This is a genomic window from Maritimibacter alexandrii (assembly GCF_005871115.1).
Classification (GTDB): Bacteria; Pseudomonadota; Alphaproteobacteria; order Rhodobacterales; family Rhodobacteraceae; genus Maritimibacter; species Maritimibacter alkaliphilus.
The window spans coordinates 1,465,907-1,491,276 of the sequence record NZ_SWKQ01000009.1; the positions used below are offsets into that span (position 1 = coordinate 1,465,907).

Genomic DNA, 25,370 nt, shown 5'->3' on the forward strand with positions numbered 1-25,370 from the left:
CCCCACCCTCGGGAGCGCCGCTTTTTTTGTCGCGCCGACGCCTTCACCTGCCGGGCAGGGGCGTTAAGATCGGCCCCGTCGTATTTTGCGGGGTCGCGTCATGGCATTCGGGATGAGGTTGGTTTTTTCGGGGATCGTCGCGGCATTGGTCGCAAGCGGGGCGACCGCCGCGCCGGATTATCGGATCGACTGGGAAATCACCAATCGGTTCGGCCCGTTCGAGGCGCTGAACCTGCCTTCCGCCGTGTTTCAGGAGTATCGGCTGCGCGAAGAGGACGGGGGTTTCGACGGCTGGCACGCCCGGCTCGACCGCAGGCCCGGCGGCATGAAATCGCCCTATGCCGATGCCATCCGGTCGGGTGCGCCGCTTCATTGGGATCCGATACGCCAGCTTCATTCGCCGCGGGTCACGCGGTTCGTGAAGCACGAGAAAGACCCGCAGACGACCGTTTCCGCCCGGTTCCGGCTGACGGTCGAGGGCGAAGACCCGCTTGCCGAGGGCGCGATGTGCATGTGGGAAGGGGGGGCGCCGCAGCCCTGCGATGCGCCTTTCGATACACGTGTGCCGCTCAGGGGCAGTTTCGTTTCCGTTGAGGTCGGGGGGGAAACCGTGCTGGCCTGGATCAAGCCCGAGCACATGGTGATCGTCGGGGTGGGCGATTCCTATTCGTCGGGCGAGGGGAACCCGGATCTGCCGGCCGAATGGAAACCGCTGCGGTTTCCCAATTCCAACGACATCGGCTGGCTTGCGGAACGGCGCAGCCAATTCCTTGAACCCGGACCGGATCGGCGCTGGATCGACAACACCTGCCATCGCAGCTTTTTCTCTTACCAGGGCCTGACCGCGCTGCGCCTTGCCTCCGAAGACCCGCATCGGTTCGTGTCGTTTCTGCATTATTCGTGCAGCGGGGCCGAGATTTTCGACGGGCTCATCTTCCCGCAACGTCGCGTGATCGAAGAGGGGTCCGACGGGCCGGTCTGGCTGAGATATGCTCAGGTCAACGCGGTGGTGCAGGATCTGTGCGCCGGGGGGCTTTCGCAGAACCCGCGCCACCGCGCCCATCCCGATTATTTCCCGGTGACGGACGAGGAACTGGGCGGACTTTCGATCCGCGACTTCGAAAGGACTTATAGGGGAACCGAGCTTGCACCGGGGGGGCGCTCGGAACCCTGGATGCGCCCGGCGCGCGAGGCGGGGGGGATCAGCCGATCCTATCCGCACGACGGGTTGATGGACTGTGACGAACTCAGGGTGCCGGACCATGTGTTTCTGTCCATCGGCGGCAATGACGTCGCCTTCGGCGAGATGGTGCGCTACTACATTCTGCCGGTCGATTACGAGGATAGCTGGCTGAAATCCATCGCGGCCCCAGCGGTCTGCCCGCCGCCGGTCTATCAGGCGGACAAAAGATTGCACCCGGCGGCCTATGCGCGCTGCGCCCGTCTGCGTGGTGCCAATGGCTATGACGCGATGGACCTTTTGACCGGGACCGAGCGGAACGGGCAGCTTGTCGGCGGCATTGACCAGCGTTTTTCGCTGGCGGTCTCGATCCTCAAGCACCGGCTCGGGGTTCCGGCCGAGGCGATTTCCATGGCGCAATATCCAGACCCCTTGCGCACCGTCCCGCCGGTTACGCCGCCCTGCGCGCGGCTGCGCTATACGGATCAGGTCGTCTATGGCGCACAAAGCGATACCTATGACGATCTCAGTGCCTGGAACGGGATCGACGAGGCGACGCGCGTGATCTCGTGGACGAAACAATGGGAATACGTGGTGACCGAGGAAGAAGCGTGGAAGGCGCTGGATTTCTTCGACACCTTCCGGGTCAGGCTGGCGGATACGGCGCAGGAGCTCGGGATCAGTTTCGTGTGCGAAACGCGCGATGCCTTCGTGGGTCACGGCTGGTGGACCGGCGAACATCTGGCGCTGCCGCATCTCGTGCCCCAAGGGCGGCCCGGTCACTGGAACATCGAAGACCTCGACCCCTACGGGTACCGCGTCGCCGGGCGCGCGATCCGAACGGCGAACGACAGCGTGTTGATCCAGCCGAGCCTCGTGCGGGTCGCGACGCGCAACACCTCGGTCTCGGGGACGTTCCATCCGAATTTCTTCGGACATCGACTTGTGGCTGAAGGGTTTTATCAGTCGCTGTTCGGGGGCGAGGCCCCGAAGGACTGAAGCGCAAAAAAAATGGGGCGCCCGAGGTACGGGAGCGCCCCACCTTTTCAGGGTCTTGTCCGGCCTACACGCGCCGACCACGCACCGCACGGGCGATGAGGGCGACGACGAACAGGACGAGGAACACGAAGAACAGAATCTGCGCGATCCCGGCCGAGGCCGAAGCGATGCCACCGAAGCCGAACACGGCGGCGATGATGGCGATGACGAGGAATGTGAGAGCCCAACCGAGCATGACGAAACCTCCTTCTTTCAAGTTGTTACAGGGTGCGCCATGCGGCGCGGATCATTGGATTTGAAACTGAGCCGGGGTCAGGAAAGTTCCGAAAAAGAATCTGCTGGTGGTGGAACAGCGCCCGCGCGCATGCGTTGGACCCCTGAATGGACAGACCACCCCGGAAGGAGTTTTCCCAATGGCCACTGCCGCACAAAGTTCGAATGGAAAAGCAATGGACAGCCACGTCAAAGACCTCGAAGCACAGGTCGCTTCGCTGAAAACCGACGTGTCGTCGCTGACCGCCACGCTCAAGGACCTGACCACCACTGCCGGTGCCGAAGCCAAGTACCGCGCATCCGCGACCGCCAAGAAAGCGCGGGCGCAGGGTGAAAAGGCCTATGCCGACGCGCAGGACGCGACCGTCGCGGCCTATCGCAACGCCGAAAACCAGGTTCGTGAAAACCCGGCGGCCGCCGTGGGGATCGCCGCCGGTGTCGGCTTCATCGTCGGGCTGTTTCTGGCGCGCAAATGATCGCCGCGCTTGAATACCGCATCAGACTTGCCGTTCGTCGCACCATGTTCGGTGTGGCGAGCGGCATCATGCTGTTCGTGGGCTTCGCCTTTCTCGCCGTCGCGGGCTGGATCGCGCTTTCCGCGTTCTTCGAGCCGATGCAACTGGCGCTGATTTTCGGCGGGATTTTCGTGGGTCTCGGCCTGATCTGCCTTGCCATGACCCGCACCAGCCGCGCGAAGATTTCGATGGCGCCCAGCGTGAACGCACCTGTTTCGACGGTCGCGCCTGCCGCCGGTGTCGCCGCGGTCGGAACGCTCGGCACGGCCTTTATTCAGGGCATTTCAGCCGGCATGGCCGCGCGCAAGACGACCAAGCCGTCCGCGCCGCCGCCGGGATACGATCCGGCGTATGAGCCGCATCCCCACGATCTGCATCAGCACTGAGAAGGGCGGCAAGAGCCGCCCTTTTCGTGTCAGACTTCCCGCACCACGTAGACCGACGCCTTGGTGTGGCGCACCACCCGAGCCGCGTTGGGGCCGAGAAGATAGTCGGACAGATCGGGGTCATGGGCCCCGAGGACGATCAGATCGGCCTCGTCCTTTTCCGCCACCTTGAGGATTTCCTGATAAGCCTTGCCGACCGCGACCACGTGGCGGCAGGCCGCGTTGGCCTCTTCGCCCAGCACCTTGCCCACCGCGTCGCAAAGCAGCGCATGGGCGTGTTCCACGGCCTTTTGCGTGTGCTTCTCGTCGAAGTAGCCGCCGACCACCGACATGCCGTAATCGGGCACGACCGTGATGACGTCGAGTTGAGCTCCCTCGGCCTCGGCGATCTTGTGCGCGCGTCTCAGCACGATCGCTTCGGCTTCGGGCCGGTTGATGTCGATGGCACAGAGCACGGTCTTGATGGTCATGCCGGCACTCCTTTGCGGGCAGGGGCCGCCGTTTCGGCGCGGCGGGACTGGAGGAAGGCGATCAGCGCCATGAGCGCCAGCGCCGGGATGAACATCAACTCCTTCGGCAATTGCTCGGCAGGTGCGCGCACCGCCGAGATCGTGACGGGTTCGTCACCGTAGAAGTCGAACGAGGCAAGCTGATCCGACAGCGGCGTGCCGAACATCGGCTCTTCGAGAATGACCTGATCGCCTTCGGGCAGGAGCAGGAGACCCCATTCATCCAGCCGAGCCTGCGCGCCCTCGACTTCGGGCACGGTAAGGACGACGGTCAGATCCTTCATCTCGAGCGTGTCGAAGTCGGGGCCCGAAATCACGACGCGCAGGTCGCGCCCCGCCGGGGCCTGTTCCAGACGTTGCTCCAGCGCCGTCGGCTCCACCTCGTCATAAGGTGGCTGGATCATGTCCATGAAGAAGCCGGGGCGGAACAGGGTGAAGGCGATCAGAAGCATCGCCACCGTTTCCCAGATCCGGTTTTTCGTCAGGAACCATCCCATCGTCGCGGCGGTGAAGATCAGGATGCCGATGGTCGCGACGATGAACACGAGTATCCCCTGCACCAGCGTCACGTCGATCAACAGAAGGTCGGTATTGAAGATGAACACGAAGGGCAGGGCCACGGTGCGCAGGCTGTAGAAGAACGCGGTGAAGCCCGTCTTGATCGCGTCGCCCCCCGACACGGCGGCGGCCGCGAAACTCGCAAGCCCCACGGGGGGTGTCACGTCCGCCATGATCCCGAAGTAGAAGACGAAAAGGTGAACGGCGATCAGCGGCACGACAAGGCCGGATTGCGCGCCAAGCTCCACAACGACGGCGACCATCAGCGACGATACGACGATGTAGTTCGCGGTCGTCGGCAGGCCCATCCCGAGGATCAGCGACAGGATCGCCACGAAGATCAGCATCAGGATCAGGTTGCCGCCCGACAGGAACTCGACAAAGTCCGCCATGACCTGACCGATCCCGGTGAGCGACACGGTGCCCACGATGATCCCGGCGGTCGCGGTGGCAAGGCCGATGCCGATCATGTTGCGCGCGCCGTCGATCAGGCCGGCGACGAGGTCGAAAAGCCCGTCCTTGAGCTTGCCGACCGCAGCCGATTCACCCCGGAACATCGCCTTGAGCATCCGCTGGGTCAGCAGGATGCCGAAAAGCAGGAAGGTGGCCCAGAACGCCGACAGGCCCGGCGACTTGCGCTCGATCATCAGGAAATAGACCAGCACGATGATCGGGAGCAGGTAGTAAAGCCCCGACTTGTAGATGCTGGGGATGTGCGGCAGCTCGACGTTTTCCGAATTCGGATCGTCGGGCTCCAGATCCGGCACGGTCGAGGCGAGGTAGATCAGGCCAAGGTAGACCAGCCCCAGAAGCGCGGCGAGAATCCAGCCCGACCCGGTCGGCACCATCGACGTGACGAGGCGGACGGGGAATTGCGTCGCGTAGCACAGGATCGCAAAGCCCGCGAAGAACAGGAACATGCCCAAGACGGTGCGCCACAACTTGACGACCTTGTCGCCAAGCGTCGGCATCCGGTTCTTCACCGCTTCGAGATGCACGATATAGACCAGCGCGATGTAGGAGATGATCGCGGGCAGGAAGGCGTGGGTGATGACCTCGACGTAAGAGATGCCGACATATTCGACCATCAGGAACGCCGCCGCGCCCATGACGGGGGGCATGATCTGACCGTTGACCGAGGATGCGACCTCGACCGACCCGGCCTTTTCCGACGAAAAGCCCACCCGCTTCATCAGCGGGATGGTGAAGGTGCCGGTGGTCACGACGTTGGCGATGGACGAACCAGAGATCAGGCCGGTGGCCGCCGAGCCGACGACCGCCGCCTTGGCAGGGCCGCCGCGCAGGTGGCCGAGCGCGCCGAAAGCCATCTTGATGAAGTAGTTGCCCGCGCCCGCCTTGTCCAAAAGCGCCCCGAAGAGGACGAAGAGAAAGACGAACCGGGTCGAAACGCCCAGCGCGATGCCGAACACGCCCTCGGACGTGATCCACATATGCGACATGGCCTTGCGCAGGCTCGCGCCGGCCCATCGGATCTGCTCCGGCACCACGTCGGACGATCCGAAGAACACGTAGGCAAGAAAGATCATGGCGAGGATCACCATCACCGGGCCAAGGGTCCGGTAAGCGGCGATGAACAGCAGGGCCAGTCCGGCGAGCGATGCGATGGCATCGGTCTGGTCGGCCAGCCCGCCGTTCGAAACGATCTTGTCGTAGAAGAAATAGCCGTACAGCGCGAGGAGGGCACCGCCGATGGCGAGCACCCAGTCATACCACGGCACTTTGTGCTTGGGCGCGCGCTTGAACAGCGGATAGGCCATCGCGGACAGGAAGATCGCGAAGGCGAGGTGGATCTGGCGCGAGTTGTTGATCGCGTCGGAGGGCAGGATATAGGGCGCCCAGGGCGAGGCGAGCAGAACCTGGAAAATCGACCAGATCAACGCGACGGCCGCGATGAAGATGCCCAGATAGCCCGGAACGGAACGCGCTCCGCTGTCTGAGGCCGCGACGAGCTCCTGAAGCTCCTGTTCGTTCAGTGCTCGGTTTTCCTTGTCGGACATGGTCCCTCCGTCCCGGCCAGATCGGCGCTCAGAAATCGTTGATTTACTTTGGGAGGGGAGGGCGGCGGACCGCCCTCCTGATCGGCACGGGTTGGATTATTCCATCCAGCCTTTTTCTTTGTAGTACTTCTCGGCGCCCGGATGCAGCGGCGCGGACAGACCGGCCGAGATCATCTCTTCGGGCACGAGGTTCGCGAAGGCCGGGTGCAGGCCCTTGAAGTCCTCGAAGTTCTCGAAGACCGACGAGACGACCGCATAGACGGCATCTTCCGACACCGCGTCCGAGGTGACGAAGGTCGCGCCGACACCGAAGGTCATCGTGTCTTCGTCATTGCCGCGATACATGCCGCCGGGGATGGTGGCGGTCCGGTAGAACGGGAATTCGTCGACCAGCGCCGTCACGGCGTCGCCCGACACCTCGACGAGGACCGAGTCGCAGGCGGTGGTGGCTTCCTGAATGGACCCCGACGGGTGGCCGACGGTGTAGACCATCGCGTCGATCTGGTTGTCGCACAGGGCGGCGGACTGTTCGGCGGCCTTCAGCTCGGACGCGAGCGCGAAGTCATCGGCGGTCCAGCCCATCTTCTCCATCAGCACTTCCATCGTGGCGCGCTGGCCCGACCCGGGGTTGCCGATGTTGACACGCTTGCCCTTGAGGTCGTCGAAGGTCGTGATGCCGGCATCGGCACGCGCAACGACCGTGAACGGCTCCGGGTGGACTGAGAACACGGCGCGCAGGCCTTCGAAGGCCCCGTCTTCGAACTGCACCACACCGTTATAAGCGTTGTACTGGATGTCGGACTGGGCGACGCCGAACTCGAGCTCGCCTTCCTTGATCGTGTTCACGTTGTAGACCGAGCCACCCGTCGATTCGACCGAACAGCGGATGCCGTGATCTTTGCGCCCCTTGTTCACCAGACGGCAGATCGCGCCGCCCGTCGGGTAGTAGACACCCGTGACGCCGCCGGTGCCGATGGTGATGAACTCTTCCTGCGCCATCGCCGGGGCCGTGAAGGCCACGGTGGCGAGGGCGGCGAGCCCGTATCTGAGATGCTTTGTCATATCTTTCTCCCGTTAGTTTGGTTGGTCTTGTGGTTCAGAGGCCGATCACCTCGCCCAAGGCGCGGTTCGCGGTCTCGACATCCGCGATCCGTTCGGTCGCGGTGGGTCCTGCGCGTTGCGCGATCATGGCCATCAGTGTTTCCACGAAGAACATGGTCGCCACGTAGGACGAAAAGAAATTGGGGCTTTCGGTCGGCACGACGACCCGCGCCGACGCATGTCGCAGGGCGGGGCAGGTGTGCGTATCGGTGACGACGAGCACGTAGACGCCCCGCGCCCGCGCGAATTCCGCGGCCCGGATCGACGTGTTCGCGAAGGGGGGCTTGGTGAAGACGATCAGCGCGTCGCGCCGATCGAGGTCTGAGAGCGCCGCCCCGACCGAGGCCCCCATGCGCCCTGCGGGCATCCAGTTGTCCCCCAGGAAGTTGCCCATGTAGGCGGCGTATTCCGCAATGGCCGTGGAGCCGAGACCGCCAAGCAGCACGACCCGTCGCGCGGCATGAAGGTGATCGGCGATGGTGTCGAATTTCGCGGTGTCGATCTCGTCCGTCAGGCGGTCGATATTGGTCAGCGATGCTTCGCGGGTCCGGCGGATCAGGTCGGCGCTTCCCCCGTCGCTCGCCCCCTGAAGCGCGTCGGCACGGGCTGCGAAACTGGCTTGGCGCCGTTCAAGCCGCCGCCGCATCCCTTCGCGCAATTCCTCGAAATTCTCGTAACCCAGCGCCTTGGACAGGCGGGTGAAAGTCGCCGGGGCAAGGCCGGAGTGGTCAGCCACGGCCCGAAGCGACCGGGTGGCGGTGTCGAGAGGGTTGGCGGCGATGTAATCGCCCGCTTCGCGCAGCCGCGCCGACAGCGCGTCGTAATTCGAGGCCAATCGTTCCTCAAAACTGTGCAGCACGAAAAGTTACCCCGGCGAAACTGAAACACCCGACTCGGACCGTTTCATCTGTTTCATATCTTGTCAACGTGTGAACCATCTGTTTCATGCTGAAACCGTGCAATCGACCGAGTCGGTCCCGGAGTCCAAGGCCATGAGCCACGTTTTTCATCGTTCCGCCAAACAAACACCCCCCGTCGCGACGCGCGGTGAGGGGGTCTATATCTTTGATAAGGCTGGAAAACCCTATCTCGACGGCTCGGGCGGCGCGGCCGTGTCCTGTCTGGGGCACTCCGACCCCGACGTGATCGCGGCGATCAAGGCGCAGGCCGATGCGATTCCCTTCGCCCACACCGGTTTCTTCACCTCCGAACCGGCGGAACGGCTTGCGGACCGCCTGATCGCCCATGCACCCGAAGGCTTGGACAAGGTCTATTTCGTCTCCGGCGGGTCCGAGGCGGTGGAAGCGGCGCTGAAAATGGCGCGGCAGTATTTCGTCGAGATCGGCGAGGAAAGCCGGGGGCGTTTCATCGCGCGGCGGCAAAGCTATCACGGCAACACGCTGGGTGCGCTGGGCACGGGCGGCAATGCGTGGCGGCGCGCGCAGTTCCAGCCGCTGATGGTCGAAACCAGCCACATCGCCCCCTGCTACGCCTATCGCGGGCAGGAGGAGGGCGAGGATCTGGTGGCCTACGGCCAGCGCGTCTCGGACGAGTTGGAGGCCGAGCTTCTGCGCGTCGGCCCTGACACCGTCATCGGCTTTATCGCGGAGCCCGTGGTCGGCGCGACGATGGGCGCGGTGCCTGCGGTGCCGGGCTATTTCAAGCGCATCCGCGAAATCTGCGACCGCTACGGCATCCTCATGATTCTTGACGAGGTCATGTGCGGTATGGGCCGGACCGGCACGCTTTTCGCCTGCGAGCAGGACGGGGTGTCGCCCGACATCGTGACCATCGCCAAGGGGCTGGGCGCTGGCTACCAGCCGATTGGCGCGACGCTTTGCACCGCGCGCATTTTCGACGCCTTCCAGAATGGCTCGGGCTTTTTCCAGCACGGCCACACCTACATCGGCCACCCGATGGCGACGGCGGCGGCGGACGTGGTCGTGACCAAACTGACTGACGGTGGCATGGCCGCGCGGGCGGCGGATATGGGCGAGAAACTGGGGGCTGCGCTGGTCGAGGCCTTCGGTCAGCATCCCCATATCGGCGATATCAGGGGGCGCGGCATGTTCCGGGGTCTCGAAATCGTCGCGGATCGCGAGACCAAGGCACCGTTCGACCCGGCGCTGGGCATCAACAAAAAGGTCAAGGCGGCGGCCTTCGAGGCCGGGCTCATCTGCTATCCGATGGGCGGCACCATCGACGGGGTGCAGGGCGACCACGTGTTGCTCGCGCCGCCCTTCATCCTGACCGACGACCAGTTGGGCGAATTGGTGGACAAGCTGGGTCAGGCGTTCGGGGCGGTGCTGTGAGCCTGCCGTCGCTGATGGTTGCACCCAACGGGGCGACCAAGACCAAGACCGATCATCCCGCGCTCCCGATCACCTTGCATGAGGTGACCGAAACCGCCCGCGCCTGTATGGCCGCCGGGGCGGACGGGCTGCACCTGCACCTGCGCGACATCGAGGGCGGGCATCTGTTGGACAGTGGCGCCTATCGTGAGGCGCTGGAGCATCTGGCGCGCGAACTCCCCGCGCTTCCCGTTCAGATCACGACCGAGGCGGGCGGGCGCTATGACCCCGGCCACCAGAAATACGTGGCGCTTCATTCCGGGGCGCGGCTGGTGTCGGCGGCCTGGCGCGAAATCACGCGGGAAGAGGGCGCGCCTTCGTTCTACGCCTATGCCGCCGAACGCGGGATCGCGGTGCAGCACATCCTCTATGACGTGGCCGATGCCGAAGGCCTCGCCGCAACTCTGCCCGAGGGCCTGCTGCGCGACCCCGCGCTGCAACTGATCTTTGTGCTCGGGCGCTATGTCGATGGGCAGGTGTCGAAACCCTCGATGCTCAAGCCCTTCACCGATTGGATGAAACGCGAGCGGCTGGAGCCGGACTGGATGCTCTGCGCCTTCGGTCGGGGCGAAACCGACTGTCTGCGCGCCGCGCATAAGGCGGGCGGCAAGTGCCGGGTGGGTTTCGAGAATTCGCTGGTGAACAAGGACGGGAGCGTGGCGCGGGATAATGCGGAACGGGTGGCCGAGGTGGTTTCGAAGTTGGGTCTCTGATCCGTCCGGAATCAAGGCCGTCAGGCCGCCGGACGAACGCCTGCCCGTTCCCGCGGGCTGGCGCTGTGTAGACGTTCGCGCGAGGATTGAGGTCGTCCGGTCTTGGCTTGGATAAAGCGCTAACCATGAAGGTTCGGAGCGCCACCCCACGGGCAGGCGCTCGCCCGGCTAGTCACAGGCGGCAAACGAAAAGGGGCGCGCCGCAGCACGCCCCTTCGTCAGTCCATCCTACCGACCCTTAGTCGATGATGCCGTTCAGCGTCGCCGAGGGGCGCATGACGGCAAAGGTCTTGGGTTCGTCGGGGTGGTAGTAGCCGCCCAGATCGACCGCTTCGCCCTGACCGGCCATCAGTTCTTCGAGGATCGTCGCCTCGTTCTCGACCATAGCCGCCGCAACGGGCTGGAAATGCGCGGCGAGGTCGGCGTCGGTGTCTTGCGCCGCCAGCGCCTCGGCCCAGTAACGGGCGAACCAGTAGTGCGAGGTGCGGTTGTCGGGCTGGCCGACCTTGCGCTCCGGCGAGTTGCCGTTTTCCAGCACCTTCTGCGTGGCCACGTCCACCGCGTCGCCCAGCACCTGCGCCTTGGCATTGCCACGCGCATCGGCAAGGAATTTGAGGCTTTCACCCAGCGCACAGAACTCACCCAGCGAGTCCCAGCGCAGGTGGTTCTCTTCCACCAGCTGCTGCACGTGCTTGGGGGCCGAACCGCCCGCGCCGGTTTCGAACAGGCCGCCGCCGTTCATCAGCTTCACGATCGACAGCATCTTGGCCGAGGTGCCAAGCTCGAGGATCGGGAACAGGTCGGTGAGGTAGTCACGCAGCACATTGCCGGTGATCGTCACGCAATCCTCGCCCTTAACCATCGTCTCGAGCGTGAAACGGGTGGCTTCGCGCGGGGCCATGATCGGAATGTCGATCCCGGCCTCTTTCAGCGCGGGCTCGACGTATTTGATGAGCTCCGCGTCATGCGCCCGGTTCGCGTCCAGCCAGAAGGCGGCCTTGCCCGTCGCCTTGGTGCGGTCGATGCCCAGCTGGATCCAGTCGAGGATCGGCGCTTTCTTGGCGGTGGCCGAACGCCAGATGTCGCCCTCGTTCACCGAGTGCTCGTGCAGGATGTCACCGTTGTCCAGAACGATGCGGACCTTGCCCGAGGCCGGGATTTCGAAGGTGGTCGGGTGCGAGCCGTATTCTTCGGCCTTCTGCGCCATCAGGCCCACGTTCGACACGGCACCACAGGTGGTGACGTCGAGTTTGCCGTTTTCTTTGAAGTATTCGATCGTCTCGTCATAGACCGGCGCATAGCAGTTGTCGGGGATGCAGCACTTGGTCGGCGCGGCCTTCCCGTCCGGGCCCCAGCCGATGCCGCCCGCGCGGATCACGGCGGGCATGGAGGCGTCGATGATGACGTCCGACGACACGTGCAGGTTGGTGATGCCGCGATCCGAGTCGACCATGTACATCGGGGGCCGCTTGTCCATCACGGCCTTGAGGTCGGCTTTCAGGTCTTCGTCGCCTTCGATCTTGCTTTCCAGCGCACCGATGCCCGAATTCGGGTTCCAGCCCAGTTCCTTCAGCTTTTCGCCGTGCTTCGAGATGAACTCTTCCAGATAGATCGCGACGAAATGGCCGAAGATGATCGGGTCCGAGACCTTCATCATCGTGGCCTTGAGGTGGACCGAGAACAGAACCCCCGGCTCCATGCTGTCGATCTCGGCGCGGATGAAGTCGCGCAGGGTCGCGGCGGACATGAAGGTCGCGTCGACCACGGTGCCTTCTTCGTACTTGAGACCGTCCTTCAGCGTGCGGCTGTTGCCGTCATCGGACAGGAACACGATCTTGGCGCCACCGGCCTGCTCGGCCGTGATGGTGGCCGACTTTTCGTTCGCGAAGAAGTCGTTGCCCGGCATCGAGGCGACGGTGGTCTTGGAATCCTTGGCCCAGTCGCCCATCGAATGCGGGTTGGCCTTGGCGTAGTTCTTCACCGCCTTGGCGGCGCGGCGGTCCGAGTTGCCTTCGCGCAGCACCGGGTTCACGGCGGAGCCTTTGACGGCGTCGTATCGCGCTTTGATATCCTTCTCGGCGTCGGTCGACGGCTCATAGGGATAGTCGGGCAGCTTGTAGCCCTGTTCCTGAAGCTCCTTGATCGCGGCGTCGAGCTGCGGCTGGCTGGCCGAGATGTTGGGCAGCTTGATGACGTTGGCGCCCGGCTGCTTCACGATCTCACCGAGAACGGCGAGGTCGTCTTCGACCTTCTGCTCGTCGGTCAGCATGTCGGGGAACTGGGACAGAACCCGGCCCGCGAGCGAGATGTTGCGGATCGCGACGTCGATATCCGCCGCCTGCGCGAAGGACCGGATGATCGGGAGGAGCGAGTGGCTCGCCAGTTCCGGGGCTTCGTCCACCTGGGTGTAGATGATGTCGGGGGTATCGCCGTTGGCCATGTGTCGCTCTCCGCTGGATCGGGGTGACGCGAGGGGAGAATCCACCCCGCGTGAGGTTGCTGACCGCCTAATTCACGACCGCTCACAAGTCAATGTGTGCAACGGTATACCGAACGGATTCGCGCCGTTTTTCTATCTGAGACAGGGTGGACGCGGCGTTCTCGCTAATATTTGAGCAAATTCCCGCAGGCTTTCGTCGCGTAAGGCTTGCATCACCTTGCCGGAAGACTAGTCCCGGTTAGAGTTGACCGATCGGAAAAAAGATCGGGGCCGCCCAAGGGCGACAACCGCACCTCATCAAAACAGGGAGAACGCGAAATGAAACATATGAGCAAATTGGCATTGGCGGCGCTTATGTCGACCACCATGCTGACCGGCGCGGCGCTGGCGGAAAGCCACGTGCCCGAGGGTGTGACCCTTGCCGACGACCAGACCTTCACATACCGCCAGCTTGACGAATTCTCGTCGCTCGACCCGCAGATCGTCGAAGACGTCGATGGCTCGGACGTGGTGCGCGACCTGTTCGAGGGCCTGATGAACCAGGATGCCGACGGCAATCTGGTGCCGGGCGTTGCCACCGGCTACGAGGCGTCCGAGGACAAGAAGACCTACACCTTCACCCTGCGTGAGAACGCCAAGTGGTCGAACGGCGACCCGGTGACGGCGAACGATTTCGTCTATGCCTGGCGTCGTGCGGCGGACCCCGAAACCGCGTCCCCCTATCAGTGGTTCATGGAGCTGATGTCGCTTGAGAACGCGTCGGAGATCGTCGCGGGCGAAGCCGATCCCGAAACACTCGGCGTGACCGCGATCGACGACTACACGCTCGAGGTCAAACTGACCGCGCCGCTGCCCTACTTCCCGCAGATGACCACCCATTCCACCACCTTCCCGTCGCCGCAGTCGGTGATCGAAGAGCATGGCAGCGAATGGACCAAGCCGGAGAACATCGTCTCGAACGGCGCCTACGTGCTGGAAGAGCACCTGCCGGGCGAGCGTTCGGTGCGCGTGCGCAACGAGATGTATTGGGACAACGAGAACACGATCATCGACCGTGTCGTGGCTCTCGTCATCAACGACGAGAATGTGGCGCTGACCCGTTACCTCGCCGGCGAACTCGACCGCACCGACATTCCGGCCGGTCAGTATCCGTCCCTCTCCGAAGAATACCCGGACGAGGCGGTGAGTTTCCCGCGTCTGTGTAACTACTACTACACCTTCAACGTGTCCGATTCCGGCCCCGAAGCGTTCAAGGACGTGAACGTGCGCAAGGCGCTCGCCATGGCCGTGGACCGCAACATCATCGTCGAGAAGGTGATGCAGGGCGGGCAGCCCCCGGCCTATACCTTCACCCCGGCCGCCGTCGCGGGCTTCGAGCCGCCGACCCTGCCGTGGACCGAGATGAGCCAGGCGGAACGCGACCAGATGGCCAAAGACCTTCTGGCCGAAGCGGGCTACGGCCCCGACAATCCGCTGGAATTCGAGATGGTCTACAACACCTCGGAAGCGCATGAGAAAGTCGCGGTGGCCCTGAGCCAGCTTTGGAAGCAGAAGCTGGGCGTTCAGGCGACGCTCGCCAACATGGAATGGAAAGTGTTCCTTGAAGAGCGCGGCAACCAGAACTTCGAAATGGCTCGCGGCGCATGGTGCGGCGACTACAACGAAGCCTCGACCTTCCTCGACCTGCTCGACAGCCAGTCGGGTTACAACGACGGCAAGTATTCAAACGAGCGCGTCGACGAACTGCTGGAACAGGCCAAGACGTCCGACGACACCTCGCCGCTCTACACCGAGGTCGAGGAAATCCTTTACGAAGAGATGCCGGTGATCCCGATCTATCACTACGCCGGTGTCTACATGCTCGACAGCGATCTGGGCGGCTGGCCCGTCGATAACGTCGAACAGAACTGGTACTCGAAAGATCTCTACAAGATCGCCGAGTAATCAGAGCCTTTCACATCGTTGAAACGCGCGCGCCCCGGACCGTCCGGGGCGCGCACCCCATTTTCCAAAAGGGTGGCCCGTGGTTTCCTACATCATCCGGCGACTTCTGATCGCGATCCCGACGATCCTGATCCTCATCATCGCCTCGTTCTTCCTGATCCAGTATGCGCCCGGCGGCCCGTTCACCTCGGAACGCCCCCTGCCGCCCGCCGTGCTCGCCAACCTCGAAGCGCGCTACGGGCTGGATCAGCCGCTTTGGAAGCAACTCTGGGACTACCTGACCAACATCGTCCTGCATTTCGATTTCGGCCCGTCGTTCAAGTTCAAGGACCGCGACGTGAACGACATCATCGCGCAGGGTTTCCCGATTTCGCTGACTTACGGATCGCTGTCCTTCATCGCGGCGACGGTGGTGGGCGTCGGCCTTGGCGTCGCCGCCGCGATCCGGCACAATTCGTGGATCGACTACGCCGCCGTCAGCATGGGCATCGGCGCACAGGCGCTGCCCAACTTCATCATGGGCCCGATCCTGATCCTCGTCTTCACGCTTTGGCTGGGTTGGCTGCCGGGCGGCGGCTGGAACGGCGGGCAGTGGCAATACCTCATCATGCCGGTGATCGCGCTTTCGACCTCATACATGGGCAACATCGCGCGCCTCACGCGTTCCTCGATGCTCGAAGTGCTGAACTCCAACTTCATCCGCACGGCGCGGGCCAAGGGCCTGCCGACCCGCACGGTGATCTGGCGCCACGCGATGAAACCCACGCTTCTGCCGGTGGTCAGCTATCTTGGTCCGGTCTTCGTCTACGTGCTCACCGGCTCGGTCTTCGTCGACCTCTACTTCTCGACCGGCGGTCTTGGCGCGGCCTATGTCGGATCGGCGCTCACCCGCGACTACGCCGTGCTTCTGGGCGTCACGATCCTTTACGGCACGCTCACCGTGTTCGTGAACCTCATCACCGACCTCGCCTATGCGTGGTTCGATCCCAAGATCCGTTACTGAGGGGGAAACGACATGGTTTTCGGAAGCTCCCAACGTGCCGCCGCCGTGGCGGACGATTTCACCGACCAGATCCCGGTCAAGGGCCGCTCGCTCCTGAAAGACGCGCAGATCCGGTTCGTTCAAAACAAGGCCGCGATGGCGAGCGTCTTCGTGCTCGCCCTGATCGTGATCTTCGTGATCGTCGGCCCGCTCTTCGCCCAGTGGTCGAACGAAGAGATCGACTGGGACCGGATGGGCAACATCGCGTCCGAGGGCGCGCCGTCCATCGCCAACGGCCACTTCTTCGGTCTGGATGAGCTTGGCCGCGACCTGTATTCGCGGGTCATTCAGGCGACGCGCACCTCGCTGCTCGTGGGTCTCGTGGGGGCGCTCACCGCGCTCATTATCGGCACGACCTATGGGCTTGTCGCGGGCTACGTGGGGGGCCGGGTCGACAGCGCCATGATGCGGTTCGTCGACATTCTGCTGGCGATTCCGCTGACCCTCGTCATCATTCTGCTGCTGGTCATCGCCGGACGCTCGTTCTTCATGCTCTTCGTGTCGCTGGGTGCGGTCGGCTGGCTGACGATGAGCCGGATCGTGCGCGCCCAGACCCTGTCGCTGAAGACCCGAGAATTCATCGAAGCCGCGCGCGCTTCCGGCGTGTCCGAGGTGCAGATCATGATCCGTCACATCCTGCCCAACCTGATCGGCGTCGTGATCGTCTATGCCTCGCTCCTCGTGCCCGAGATGATCCTGACCGAGTCGTTCATCTCGTTCCTCGGGCTGGGGATTTCCGAACCCTACACGTCGCTCGGCAAGCTGATCTCGGAAGGGGCCGGGACGATGGCCTATGGCACCACATGGCAGCTTTTGTTCCCCCTGTTTTTCTACGTCGCGATCATCATCACCATGTTCTTCATCGGTGACGGTCTGCGCGATGCACTCGACCCGAAGGACCGCTGATATGACCGTGTTGTCCGCCCGCGACCTGCGCGTTTCTTTCTCGACCCCGGACGGCGAGGTTCAGGCCGTCAAAGGCGTGTCCTTCGACATCCAGGCCGGCGAATGCCTTGGCATCGTCGGTGAATCCGGCTCCGGCAAGTCGCAAAGCTTCATGGCCGCGATGGGCCTTTTGCCGCCCAATGGCCGCGCCACCGGATCGGTGACGTTTCAAGGGAACGAAATCCTGAACCTGCCCGTCGGCAAGCTGAACCGCCTGCGCGGATCGGACGTCGGCATGATCTTTCAGGACCCGCTCACTGCGTTGACGCCCCACCTTAAGGTCGGCGACCAGATGGCCGAGGTGCTGAAGGTGCATAAGGGACTGTCGGGATCGGCGGCGCGGCGGGCCTGCCTCGACTGGCTCAATCGCGTGCAGATCCCCGAGGCCGAGCGGCGCATGACGCAGTATCCGCACGAACTGTCGGGCGGGATGCGCCAGCGTGTGATGATCGCGCAGGCCATGCTGTGCGAGCCGAAGCTGCTGATCGCGGACGAGCCGACCACGGCGCTCGACGTGACGGTGCAGGCCGAAATTCTCGACCTCATGCACGAATTGCAGACCCAGAGCGGGACGGCCATCGCGCTCATCACGCATGACATGGGCGTGGTGGCACGCATGTGCGACCGGATCGAGGTGATGAAGCTGGGCGAATATGTCGAGTCCGGCGACGTGATGCAGGTCTTCAACGCGCCGAAACACGACTATACGAAAAAGTTGCTCGACGCGATGCCGCGCATCGACGACGAGGGCGCGCCGGAGGGGACGGCAGAGACCGCCGAACCGCTTCTGTCCGCCGACGACATTCAGGTGCATTTCCCGATCCGCGTGAAGGGCGGGTTGTTCGGGCGGACCATCCCGCTCAAGGCCGTGAACGGCGTGACCTTCGACCTTGCCAAGGGCGAGACGCTGGGGGTCGTGGGCGAGAGCGGCTGCGGCAAGTCCACGCTGGCGCGCGCCGTGCTGCGCCTGATCGAACCCACGGGCGGCGCGGTGTCGTGGCTCGGGTCGTCCTTCACGGACCTCGACAAACGCGCGCTGACCAAGTCGCGCAAGGACATGCAGTTGGTGTTTCAAGACCCGCTCGCCTCGCTCGACCCGCGCATGACGATTTCCGACAGCATCGCCGAGCCGCTCAAGACCTTCCGCCCGGAGTTGTCGAAGTCCCAGCGCAAGGACGAAGTGCTGGCGATGATGGACCGCGTGGGTCTGGAACGCGGCATGTTCAACCGTTACCCGCATGAGCTGTCGGGCGGTCAGAACCAGCGCGTCGGCATCGCCCGCGCCATGATCAACAAGCCCAAGCTCATCATCTGTGACGAGGCTGTTTCGGCCCTCGACGTCTCGATTCAGGCCCAGATCGTGCGGCTGCTGAAAGACCTTCAGGCCGAGTTCGGCATGTCGATGATCTTCATCAGCCACGACCTGTCCGTCGTGCGCGCGATTTCGAACCGGATCATGGTGCTCTATCTCGGTCGCATCGTGGAACTGGCGGACGCCGGGACCGTGGTCGAAGATCCGGTGCACCCCTACACCAAGGCGCTGATTTCCGCGGTTCCGATTCCGGACCCGGAACTGGAACGCACGCGGGAACGTATCCGCATCCCCGGTGAACTGCCCTCGCCACTGGACCCGAAAGCCGCGCTCAGGTTCCTCCCGTCCAAGCTGCGGGCCGGGAACGAGGACTATACGCCGCGACTGAACCAGATCGCGCCGGGGCATTGGGTGGCGGAGCACGATCCGCTCGACGTGATCCTCGCCGCCGAACCGATGGTCAGCGACGAGGTGGTGGAACCCGTCCGCTAGGCACAGATTGGGACAGGCCGTTTGCGATCTGCTAGCGTCGGCCCACGGGGGACCGGGGAGGACGGAATGGCAGGGCAGATCCTGATCTACGGGGCCTATGGCTACACAGGCGAACTGATCGCGCGCGAAGCGGTGAAGATGGGTCTGACCCCGCGCCTCGGCGGGCGCGACGCGACGAGGCTGGGGCCGCTTGCCGAGGATCTCGGGCTGGAATGGGTGGCCTTCGGCGTCGATGACCGTGCGGCGACCCGCGCGGCCCTCGACGGAATCGACACGCTGCTGAACTGCGCCGGGCCGTTTCGCGAAACCTACGCGGCGCTGACGGAGGCCTGCCTTGCGACGCACACCCATTATCTCGACATCACCGGTGAAATCGACGTGCTCGCGGGCTGCGCCGCGCTGGATGAACGGGCCAAGGCTGCGGGGATCACGATCATGCCGGGGACCGGCTTCGACGTGGTGCCGACCGACTGCATGGCGGCGATGCTCAAGGAACGCCTGCCGGATGCGAACAAGCTGACGCTCGCCTTCAAAGGCATGGCGCAGGCGTCGCGCGGGACCGCGATGTCCTCGATCCCGCATCTGGGCAACCCGCCCTACGTGCGCCGCGACGGCGACCTTGTGCCGCGTCCCGGCGGTGTCTTTTCCACGCTGGACATGGGCGAGGGGCCGGAGCGGGTGGCCGCGATCAGTTGGGGCGACATCGTGACGGCCTGGCATACGACCGGCATTCCGAACATCGAGGTCTTTCTCGTCCCGCCCAAGGATATGGTGACGCTTTTGAAGCTGCCGCTTTTCCTGCGCCGTTTTCTGGCCGGTGCCGGACGCCCGATCGTAAACCGGGTGCTTGCGCGAATGCCGGAAGGCCCCGACGCCACAGCACGGTCCACCGGGCGGTGCATCGTCTATGGCCGCGCCGAGAACGCCAAGGGCGATAGCGTGCAGCACGTCATGACGACCGCCGAGGGTTACCACCTGACCAGCCTCACCGCGACACGGATCGCCGAGGCGGTGTCCGAGGGGCAGACGGCCCCCGGTTTCCTCACCCCCGCGCGTGCGTTCGGGTCTGACTACATCCTCGGGTTCGAGGGGAGCGTGCTGCGAAACTGAGGGATCGAGGGCGCGGCGCCGGACCACACCGCAATCCCCCATTGATCGCCGCGCGAAGGCCGGATAGTGGGGCGGCGAAACACCCTGACTGAAACCGACATCGGAACCGCTCCCCACCCGTGAGGGTTGGCGAAGCGCGCCCGTTTCTTGTCACCAAACCTTGTGGAGCCGCCAATGCGCCTGAACATCGACGTCACCATGCACTACGGCTTCACGCAGGCGAATACCGTCTTTCTGGCGCTGGAGGCGGCGCATACCGACGGGCAGGAAATCGCGGAAGAATGGATCACCTTCGGGGATGCGACCATCGACCGGATCACGGGCGATTCCGGTGTCGGCCAGCGGGTCTGGGCGCGGGTGCCGGGCAACGAGATGTATCTGACCTATCAGGCCAAGGTGGACGTGACGCGCAAGAACGTGCCGCTGGACAGCCTGTCCGCCGTGCCGATCCACCAACTGCCCTCCGAAGTCGCGCCCTACCTGCGCCCGTCGCGCTACGTGCAGTCGGACAAGTTCGTGGCCTTCGTCGGCAAGCGTTTCGGTGATCTGACGGGCGGGGCCAAGGTCGCCGCGATCCGCGACTGGATCGAACACAACCTGTCCTACGTGCCCGGCAGCTCGGATGCGGACACCAACGTCCTCGAAACCTTCGCGGGCCGTCAGGGCGTCTGCCGCGACTACGCCCACCTGATCTGCGCCATGGTCCGCGCCGCGCAAATCCCGGCCCGCATGGTCGCCGCCTACGGCCCAGACGTCTGGCCCGCCGATTTCCACGCGGTGGCCGAGGTTTGGCTCGACGGGGCATGGCACCTCGTTGACCCGACCGGCATGGGCACACCCGACACGCTGGCCAAGATCGCAGTGGGCCGCGACGCCTACGACATCGCCTTCATGGAGTCGCAGGCGCCCGCGAACCTGATCTATCAGGCGGTGTCGGTGGTGCGGGGATGAGGAGAGTTTCGGCTTCTTTTTGACGTATTAGCAAAAAGTTGTCACATTTTTATCATTGCGTGTTCTGGAAGAGTAGTACAGTAACTAAATCTAGTTACGCGGATGAGGGGCTGATGACCGCGCGCGAAAAGCTAGTGGAAAGACTGAAGTCTCAGCCGAAGGATTTCGAGTGGAAAGAGCTGAAGCAATTGCTGAACCACCTCGGCTACGAAGAGCGCCAAGGGAGTGGGTCACGCGTAAAGTTCCGAGGTGATGGACTTCCAACCATCAACCTTCACCGCCCTCACCCTGAGCCTACGATGAAACGGTATGCAGTGAAGCAGGTGCACGATATCTTGACGGAAGCGAGTCTGATATGATGTTGAAATATAAGGGTTATGTCGGTTCAGTAGAGGTCGATGTAAATGACGACCTTCTATTTGGCAAACTTCTGCACATTCGGGATTTGGTCAACTACGAAGCGGAAACGCCATCAGGGCTCAAGATAGCTTTCGAATCCGCTGTGGATGACTATTTGCAGGACTGTTTAGAACTGGGCGTCGATCCGGATGTTCCTTTCAAAGGGGCGTTCAACGTCCGCGTCACCCCGGAGCTACATCGTGATCTTGCAATCTGTGCCAAGTCGCAGGGTAAGACCATGAATGAATACGTCGGCCATGTGTTGCGAAGGCACCATGATTTGGGAACGGCTCAAGCTTTCAATAGTTGGGCGCATCAGAGCGTGATGCTCCATTTTGCGAGGAATGTCTCTGGCATTGATCATCCTGTGAAGCGGGTTCGCACGGAGAAAGCCTCACTGGCTGCTACGCATGTGTATGTCAAAGGGGGCGATTTCGTTGTCAATTGACGTCTTCAACGCCGTTCTTTGTGACGAGGTAAGACAGGAAGCGTCCGGGCGCTCAATAGTGTTGGGCGCCGCGCCCATAGGTCCAGAGTTGGATGCGAACGCAGAGACTACGGTGGCTAGATTGGCATTCTATCTGGAAGCTGGGATCACCGACACAACCTCAATTGTGTTTAGGCTAGTTGCTGAAGGCGGAGACGATGTGCCGCTCCAGGTTGACATGGACCTAACAGGCGAAAACTCGGACGAAGACGTTCTTTCCGAGCATGAAATGACCGTGGTGGGCACAATTGTTTTCGGTAAAAAGGATGTGACGTTTAGTGCGCCAGGGTTCTACATTTTGCAGTACTCTGAAGATGCTTCAAATTGGACAGACGTTCGGACCTTTTACTTTCCACCTAGACAAAGTTGATCCACACAAAAAAGACCCCCCGGCTCGTCACCGGGGGGCCTCAGTCTATGCCTGACGTTCTTTTTGGAACTTTGGAGTGTCAGGCAATGCCTTACGCTGCTTCACGCAGCTGGTCTTTTTTTTCCTGTTCGACCAGCGCACGGTGGAGAACCTTGATGGCCTCGTCCGCTTCGTCGCGCGGCATCAGGAACTGGACGTCCACGTTGCGCGGCGTCGCGTGGGCGGCGATCACGTCCAGCCCGGCTTCGTCCAGCGCGGCAAGGCCACGACCCAGCACCGACTGCTTGCGCAGGTCACGACCGATGGCCGACACGATGCACTGGCTGCGGATCTTGATCTCGGCCTGCGGGAAGCGTTCCTGAACGTCGGCCTCCACGCGCTTCACGGCCTTGAGCGAGCCTTTGACGTAATGCGTGATGGTGTTCGCGTTCGACGTCTTGGACACGATCCAGACCTTGTGACGCTTGAGCGCCTCCAGAATGGTCGTGTCGTAGCCCTTCACGCCCACCATGTCCTGTTCGAACACTTCGATGCTGATAACATCCAGCCCGGTCACGATCTCGACCCCCGGCGTATCGCCGCGGCTGTCGTCGATCAGGGTGCCCGGATCTTCCGGCTCGAACGCGTTGGTCACGCGCAGCGGCACGTCGGCCTGACGCAGCATCTTGGCTGCCGAGGGGTGGATCGCCTCCATCCCGAGGTTCGACAACTGGTCGGCCACATCGTAGTTCGTGTGGCCCAGCTTGCGCACGTTGTCTTCGCCGACGAGGTTCGGGTCGGCGGACGAAAGGTGGAACTCCTTGTGGATGATCGCCTCTTTCGCATGGGTCTGCGCCGCGATGCGGGCGAAGGTCACTTCCGAGTAGCCCCGGTCGTATTCCTTCATCAGCCCTTCCTTGCACTGGGCATAGCCGGTGACGATGGGCATCTCGGTAGCCAGATCGACGTCAGCCAGACCCTTTTCGATGCGCTCGTTCAGGTCGCAGTCGCCCTCGTCGCGCCAACCGGACAGGTCGACGAAACGGGCCGACACGCCGGCACGCTTCAGCATCAGGGTCGTGACATAGGCGGAATGCGCCTCGCCCAGACCCGACAGAAGCTCGCGCACCATCGACATATGCTCGGTCAGCCGGAAGTGGCCGTAGGAGCACAGGCGGCCGAGGTCGATCAGGAACGACCGTGCGCCCGCCATCCGTTCGGCCACGAAGTCGTTCGCGTCCGCGATGTCGGCCGGATGGTCGAGCACCGCGCGATGCGCCTCTTCCATCGCCGCGCCGGTTTTCTTCAGCGCGGCCATCCAGGCGTGGTCGTCGGTTTCGCTGTCGGCGAACGCGGCATAAACGCCTTGCTCACCCGTTTTCTTGTGTTCCAGCAGCAGGTTGGTGATCCCGCCGAAAGCAGAGACGACGAACACGCGGTTATAAAGATCGCCTTCGCGAATGAGCAGCGTATCGCGCAGCTCATTCACGCGGCTCATCGACGTGCCGCCGATCTTTTCGACAGTATGATTTCGGTCAGACATTGGTCTTTCCCCGTTTTCAGGCAGCGTCTTCGTCGGGCGCGGCGTAGGAGCCATCTTCGCGATGCACTTCCTTGCCGGTCACCGGCGGGTTGAAACAGCAGGCCAGCACCAGCGTTTCATCGGCCACCAGCGTGTGCTTGTCGTGCTCGTTGAGCGCGTACATGACACCCGGTTTGATCTCATGCGTCTCGTTCTTGGCGAGGTCGGTGATCCGACCCTTGCCCGAGATGCAGTAGACGCTCTCGAAGTGGTTCTTGTAGTGGAACGTGTGCTCCGAACCGCCCTCGATCGTGGTGATGTGGAACGAGAAGCCCATACCGTCATCGGCGAGAAGCATCCGCACGGAGTTCCAGCGCGCGTCCGAGACGGACTTGTCGGTGTTCTTCAGTTCGTTGAAGTCGCGAATAAGCATGTGTCGTTACTCCGCAGCGTATTTGTGATTTTCGTTCAGCACTTCGCGGGCGGCGTCGACAACGATGTCGAGACCCTTCTGAAGCTCGTCGTTCGGGATGTTCAGCGCGGCGAGCACCTTGACCACCTCGTCGTCGGCACCCGACGTCTCGATGATGAGGCCTTTTTCGAAGGCGCGGGCGCAGATGTCTCCGGCCAGCTCACCGCTGCCCATGTCGACACCGCGCATGAAGCCACGGCCCTTGAGGTAGGCGCCCGGCACGAGGTCGGCGAGTTTCCCGAGACCTTTTTCGAGGATCTCGGCCTTCTCGGCGGTCGAAGCTTCCATCGCGTCCTTGTCGGCCCAGTATTTCTCCAGCGCGACACGGCCCGTGACGAAAGCATGGGTGTTGCCGCGGAAGGTGCCGTTGTGCTCGGCGGGCTTCCACACGTCATACTCGCGCTTGATGAGCAGGCAGGCGAACGGCAGACCGAACCCCGACAGCGATTTCGCCTGGGTGATGAGGTCCGGCTCGATGTCCATGCCTTCGAAGCCGAAGTACTTGCCGGTGCGGCCGATGCCCGCCTGAATGTCGTCGACGATCAGCAGCGCGCCATGTTTCTTGGCAAGCTTGGCGATGCCTTCCATCCATTCCTTCGACGCAGCGTTCAAACCGCCTTCGCCCTGCACGGGTTCGAAGATGAACGCGGCCGGAGCGTCGACGCCGGACGAGCCGTTGTCCAGCATCGTTTCGATGAAAGCGAGCGTATCCACGCCTTCGCCCATCGCGCCCTCGTAGGGCATATGGGTCACGCCACCCAGCGGCGTGCCCGCGCCGCCACGCTTGCCGGCATTGCCGGTCAGCGACAGCGAACCCATGGTCATGCCGTGGAAGCCGTTGGTGAATGAGATGATGTTGCGACGGCCCGTGATCTTGCGGGCGAGCTTCATCGCGGCCTCGACGGCGTTGGTGCCGGTCGGACCCGTCATCATCACCTTGTAGTCGTCCATGCCGCGCGGCTTGAGCACGATGTTCTCGTAGGCTTCGAGCCACTTCGCCTTTTCCTCGGTGTACATGTCAAGGCCATGGGCGATGCCGTCGTTCGTGATGTGCTCGACCAGCGCCGCCTTCATGTCGGCGTCGTTGTGGCCGTAGTTCAGGGACGAACACCCGGCGAGAAAGTCGATGTACTCGGTGCCGTCCGTCGCGGTCATGATCGAGCCTTGCGCCTTGGCGAAGGTGGTCGGGAAACCGCGGCAGTACGAGCGGGCTTCCGACTCGCGGCGTTCAAAAACGGGATTGTTCGCAGACTGTTTGTCTGTCGTCATAACGTGTTCCTTCGATGTCTGATTGTGAAAAGG

Annotated in this window: 23 protein-coding genes; 14 read left to right on the forward strand and 9 right to left on the reverse strand. The window is 63.1% G+C overall.

Annotation, left to right across the window (positions count from 1 at the left end; all coding sequences use genetic code 11):
* The first annotated feature begins 112 nt into the window (after positions 1–112).
* Positions 113–2,179, forward strand: a complete 2,067-nt coding sequence (locus FCT00_RS07885) for an SGNH/GDSL hydrolase family protein (protein ID WP_138422506.1) — start codon at positions 113–115, stop codon at positions 2,177–2,179.
* Between the two features lie 64 nt (positions 2,180–2,243).
* On the opposite strand, the gene FCT00_RS07890 is transcribed toward FCT00_RS07885, so the two are convergent.
* Complete coding sequence (locus FCT00_RS07890) at positions 2,244–2,414, reverse strand: DUF1328 domain-containing protein (protein WP_008331790.1); 171 nt, start codon at positions 2,412–2,414, stop codon at positions 2,244–2,246.
* Between the two features lie 214 nt (positions 2,415–2,628).
* On the opposite strand from FCT00_RS07890, the gene FCT00_RS07895 reads away from it, so the two are divergent.
* Positions 2,629–2,928: a DUF883 family protein gene (locus FCT00_RS07895; RefSeq protein ID WP_008331788.1), complete on the forward strand. Its 300-nt coding sequence runs from the start codon at positions 2,629–2,631 to the stop codon at positions 2,926–2,928.
* Entirely contained in the window at positions 2,925–3,353 is a 429-nt protein-coding gene (locus tag FCT00_RS07900; protein ID WP_138422507.1) for a phage holin family protein, read from the forward strand. The genes FCT00_RS07895 and FCT00_RS07900 overlap by 4 nt, the downstream gene beginning before the upstream one ends.
* Positions 3,354–3,382: 29 nt before the next feature.
* Here FCT00_RS07900 and FCT00_RS07905 read toward each other — a convergent pair whose 3' ends face one another.
* The 4 genes from FCT00_RS07905 to FCT00_RS07920 all read right to left on the reverse strand — a co-directional run bounded on the left by FCT00_RS07905 (position 3,383) and on the right by FCT00_RS07920 (position 8,398).
* On the reverse strand, positions 3,383–3,823 hold the full coding sequence (locus FCT00_RS07905) for a universal stress protein (RefSeq protein ID WP_008331784.1): 441 nt from the start codon (positions 3,821–3,823) through the stop codon (positions 3,383–3,385).
* Entirely contained in the window at positions 3,820–6,438 is a 2,619-nt protein-coding gene (locus FCT00_RS07910; RefSeq protein ID WP_138422508.1) for a TRAP transporter permease, read from the reverse strand. Before FCT00_RS07910 ends, FCT00_RS07905 begins: the two co-directional genes overlap by 4 nt.
* Positions 6,439–6,534: 96 nt before the next feature.
* The gene (locus FCT00_RS07915) at positions 6,535–7,500 is read right to left on the reverse strand and encodes a TAXI family TRAP transporter solute-binding subunit (RefSeq protein WP_008331782.1); all 966 of its coding nucleotides are present in this window, start codon (positions 7,498–7,500) and stop codon (positions 6,535–6,537) included.
* Between the two features lie 34 nt (positions 7,501–7,534).
* On the reverse strand, positions 7,535–8,398 hold the full coding sequence (locus tag FCT00_RS07920; protein ID WP_138422509.1) for a MurR/RpiR family transcriptional regulator: 864 nt from the start codon (positions 8,396–8,398) through the stop codon (positions 7,535–7,537).
* A gap of 133 nt (positions 8,399–8,531) precedes the next feature.
* Here FCT00_RS07920 and FCT00_RS07925 point away from each other — a divergent pair, with 133 nt between their 5' ends.
* Positions 8,532–9,851, forward strand: coding sequence for an aspartate aminotransferase family protein (locus FCT00_RS07925; RefSeq protein ID WP_138422510.1), 1,320 nt, complete (start codon positions 8,532–8,534; stop codon positions 9,849–9,851).
* Positions 9,852–9,865: 14 nt separating this feature from the next.
* Positions 9,866–10,603, forward strand: coding sequence for a 3-keto-5-aminohexanoate cleavage protein (locus FCT00_RS07930; RefSeq protein WP_171042921.1), 738 nt, complete (start codon positions 9,866–9,868; stop codon positions 10,601–10,603).
* Between the two features lie 238 nt (positions 10,604–10,841).
* Here FCT00_RS07930 and FCT00_RS07935 read toward each other — a convergent pair whose 3' ends face one another.
* Positions 10,842–13,043, reverse strand: coding sequence for an NADP-dependent isocitrate dehydrogenase (locus tag FCT00_RS07935; RefSeq protein WP_138422512.1), 2,202 nt, complete (start codon positions 13,041–13,043; stop codon positions 10,842–10,844).
* Positions 13,044–13,361: 318 nt separating this feature from the next.
* On the opposite strand from FCT00_RS07935, the gene FCT00_RS07940 reads away from it, so the two are divergent.
* The 9 genes from FCT00_RS07940 to FCT00_RS07980 all read left to right on the forward strand — a co-directional run bounded on the left by FCT00_RS07940 (position 13,362) and on the right by FCT00_RS07980 (position 22,095).
* Positions 13,362–14,987: a peptide ABC transporter substrate-binding protein gene (locus FCT00_RS07940; protein WP_040884783.1), complete on the forward strand. Its 1,626-nt coding sequence runs from the start codon at positions 13,362–13,364 to the stop codon at positions 14,985–14,987.
* A gap of 79 nt (positions 14,988–15,066) precedes the next feature.
* Positions 15,067–15,990, forward strand: coding sequence for an oligopeptide ABC transporter permease OppB (gene oppB / locus FCT00_RS07945; RefSeq protein ID WP_008331775.1), 924 nt, complete (start codon positions 15,067–15,069; stop codon positions 15,988–15,990).
* A 12-nt stretch (positions 15,991–16,002) separates the two neighbouring features.
* Entirely contained in the window at positions 16,003–16,935 is a 933-nt protein-coding gene (locus FCT00_RS07950; protein ID WP_008331773.1) for an ABC transporter permease subunit, read from the forward strand.
* Position 16,936: 1 nt separating this feature from the next.
* Positions 16,937–18,778 (forward strand): ABC transporter ATP-binding protein, encoded by a 1,842-nt coding sequence (locus tag FCT00_RS07955; protein ID WP_008331771.1) that lies wholly within the window; start codon positions 16,937–16,939, stop codon positions 18,776–18,778.
* A 66-nt stretch (positions 18,779–18,844) separates the two neighbouring features.
* Entirely contained in the window at positions 18,845–19,888 is a 1,044-nt protein-coding gene (locus FCT00_RS07960; RefSeq protein ID WP_138422513.1) for a saccharopine dehydrogenase family protein, read from the forward strand.
* Between the two features lie 174 nt (positions 19,889–20,062).
* The gene (locus FCT00_RS07965) at positions 20,063–20,839 is read left to right on the forward strand and encodes a transglutaminase-like domain-containing protein (RefSeq protein WP_008331768.1); all 777 of its coding nucleotides are present in this window, start codon (positions 20,063–20,065) and stop codon (positions 20,837–20,839) included.
* A gap of 113 nt (positions 20,840–20,952) precedes the next feature.
* Positions 20,953–21,198 (forward strand): type II toxin-antitoxin system HicA family toxin, encoded by a 246-nt coding sequence (locus FCT00_RS07970; RefSeq protein ID WP_138422514.1) that lies wholly within the window; start codon positions 20,953–20,955, stop codon positions 21,196–21,198.
* Positions 21,198–21,686, forward strand: a complete 489-nt coding sequence (locus tag FCT00_RS07975) for a type II toxin-antitoxin system HicB family antitoxin (RefSeq protein WP_138422515.1) — start codon at positions 21,198–21,200, stop codon at positions 21,684–21,686. Before FCT00_RS07970 ends, FCT00_RS07975 begins: the two co-directional genes overlap by 1 nt.
* A 121-nt stretch (positions 21,687–21,807) precedes the next feature.
* Entirely contained in the window at positions 21,808–22,095 is a 288-nt protein-coding gene (locus FCT00_RS07980; protein ID WP_138422516.1) for a hypothetical protein, read from the forward strand.
* A 91-nt stretch (positions 22,096–22,186) separates the two neighbouring features.
* On the opposite strand, the gene FCT00_RS07985 is transcribed toward FCT00_RS07980, so the two are convergent.
* The 3 genes from FCT00_RS07985 to ectB are packed head-to-tail and all read right to left on the reverse strand — an operon-like array spanning position 22,187 to position 25,337.
* A complete protein-coding gene (locus tag FCT00_RS07985; RefSeq protein ID WP_008331766.1) occupies positions 22,187–23,617 on the reverse strand; it encodes an aspartate kinase in 1,431 nt (476 codons plus the stop codon).
* A 16-nt stretch (positions 23,618–23,633) separates the two neighbouring features.
* Positions 23,634–24,029, reverse strand: coding sequence for an ectoine synthase (locus FCT00_RS07990; protein ID WP_008331765.1), 396 nt, complete (start codon positions 24,027–24,029; stop codon positions 23,634–23,636).
* Positions 24,030–24,035: 6 nt separating this feature from the next.
* Complete coding sequence (gene ectB, locus FCT00_RS07995; protein ID WP_138422517.1) at positions 24,036–25,337, reverse strand: diaminobutyrate--2-oxoglutarate transaminase; 1,302 nt, start codon at positions 25,335–25,337, stop codon at positions 24,036–24,038.
* Positions 25,338–25,370 lie beyond the last annotated feature (33 nt).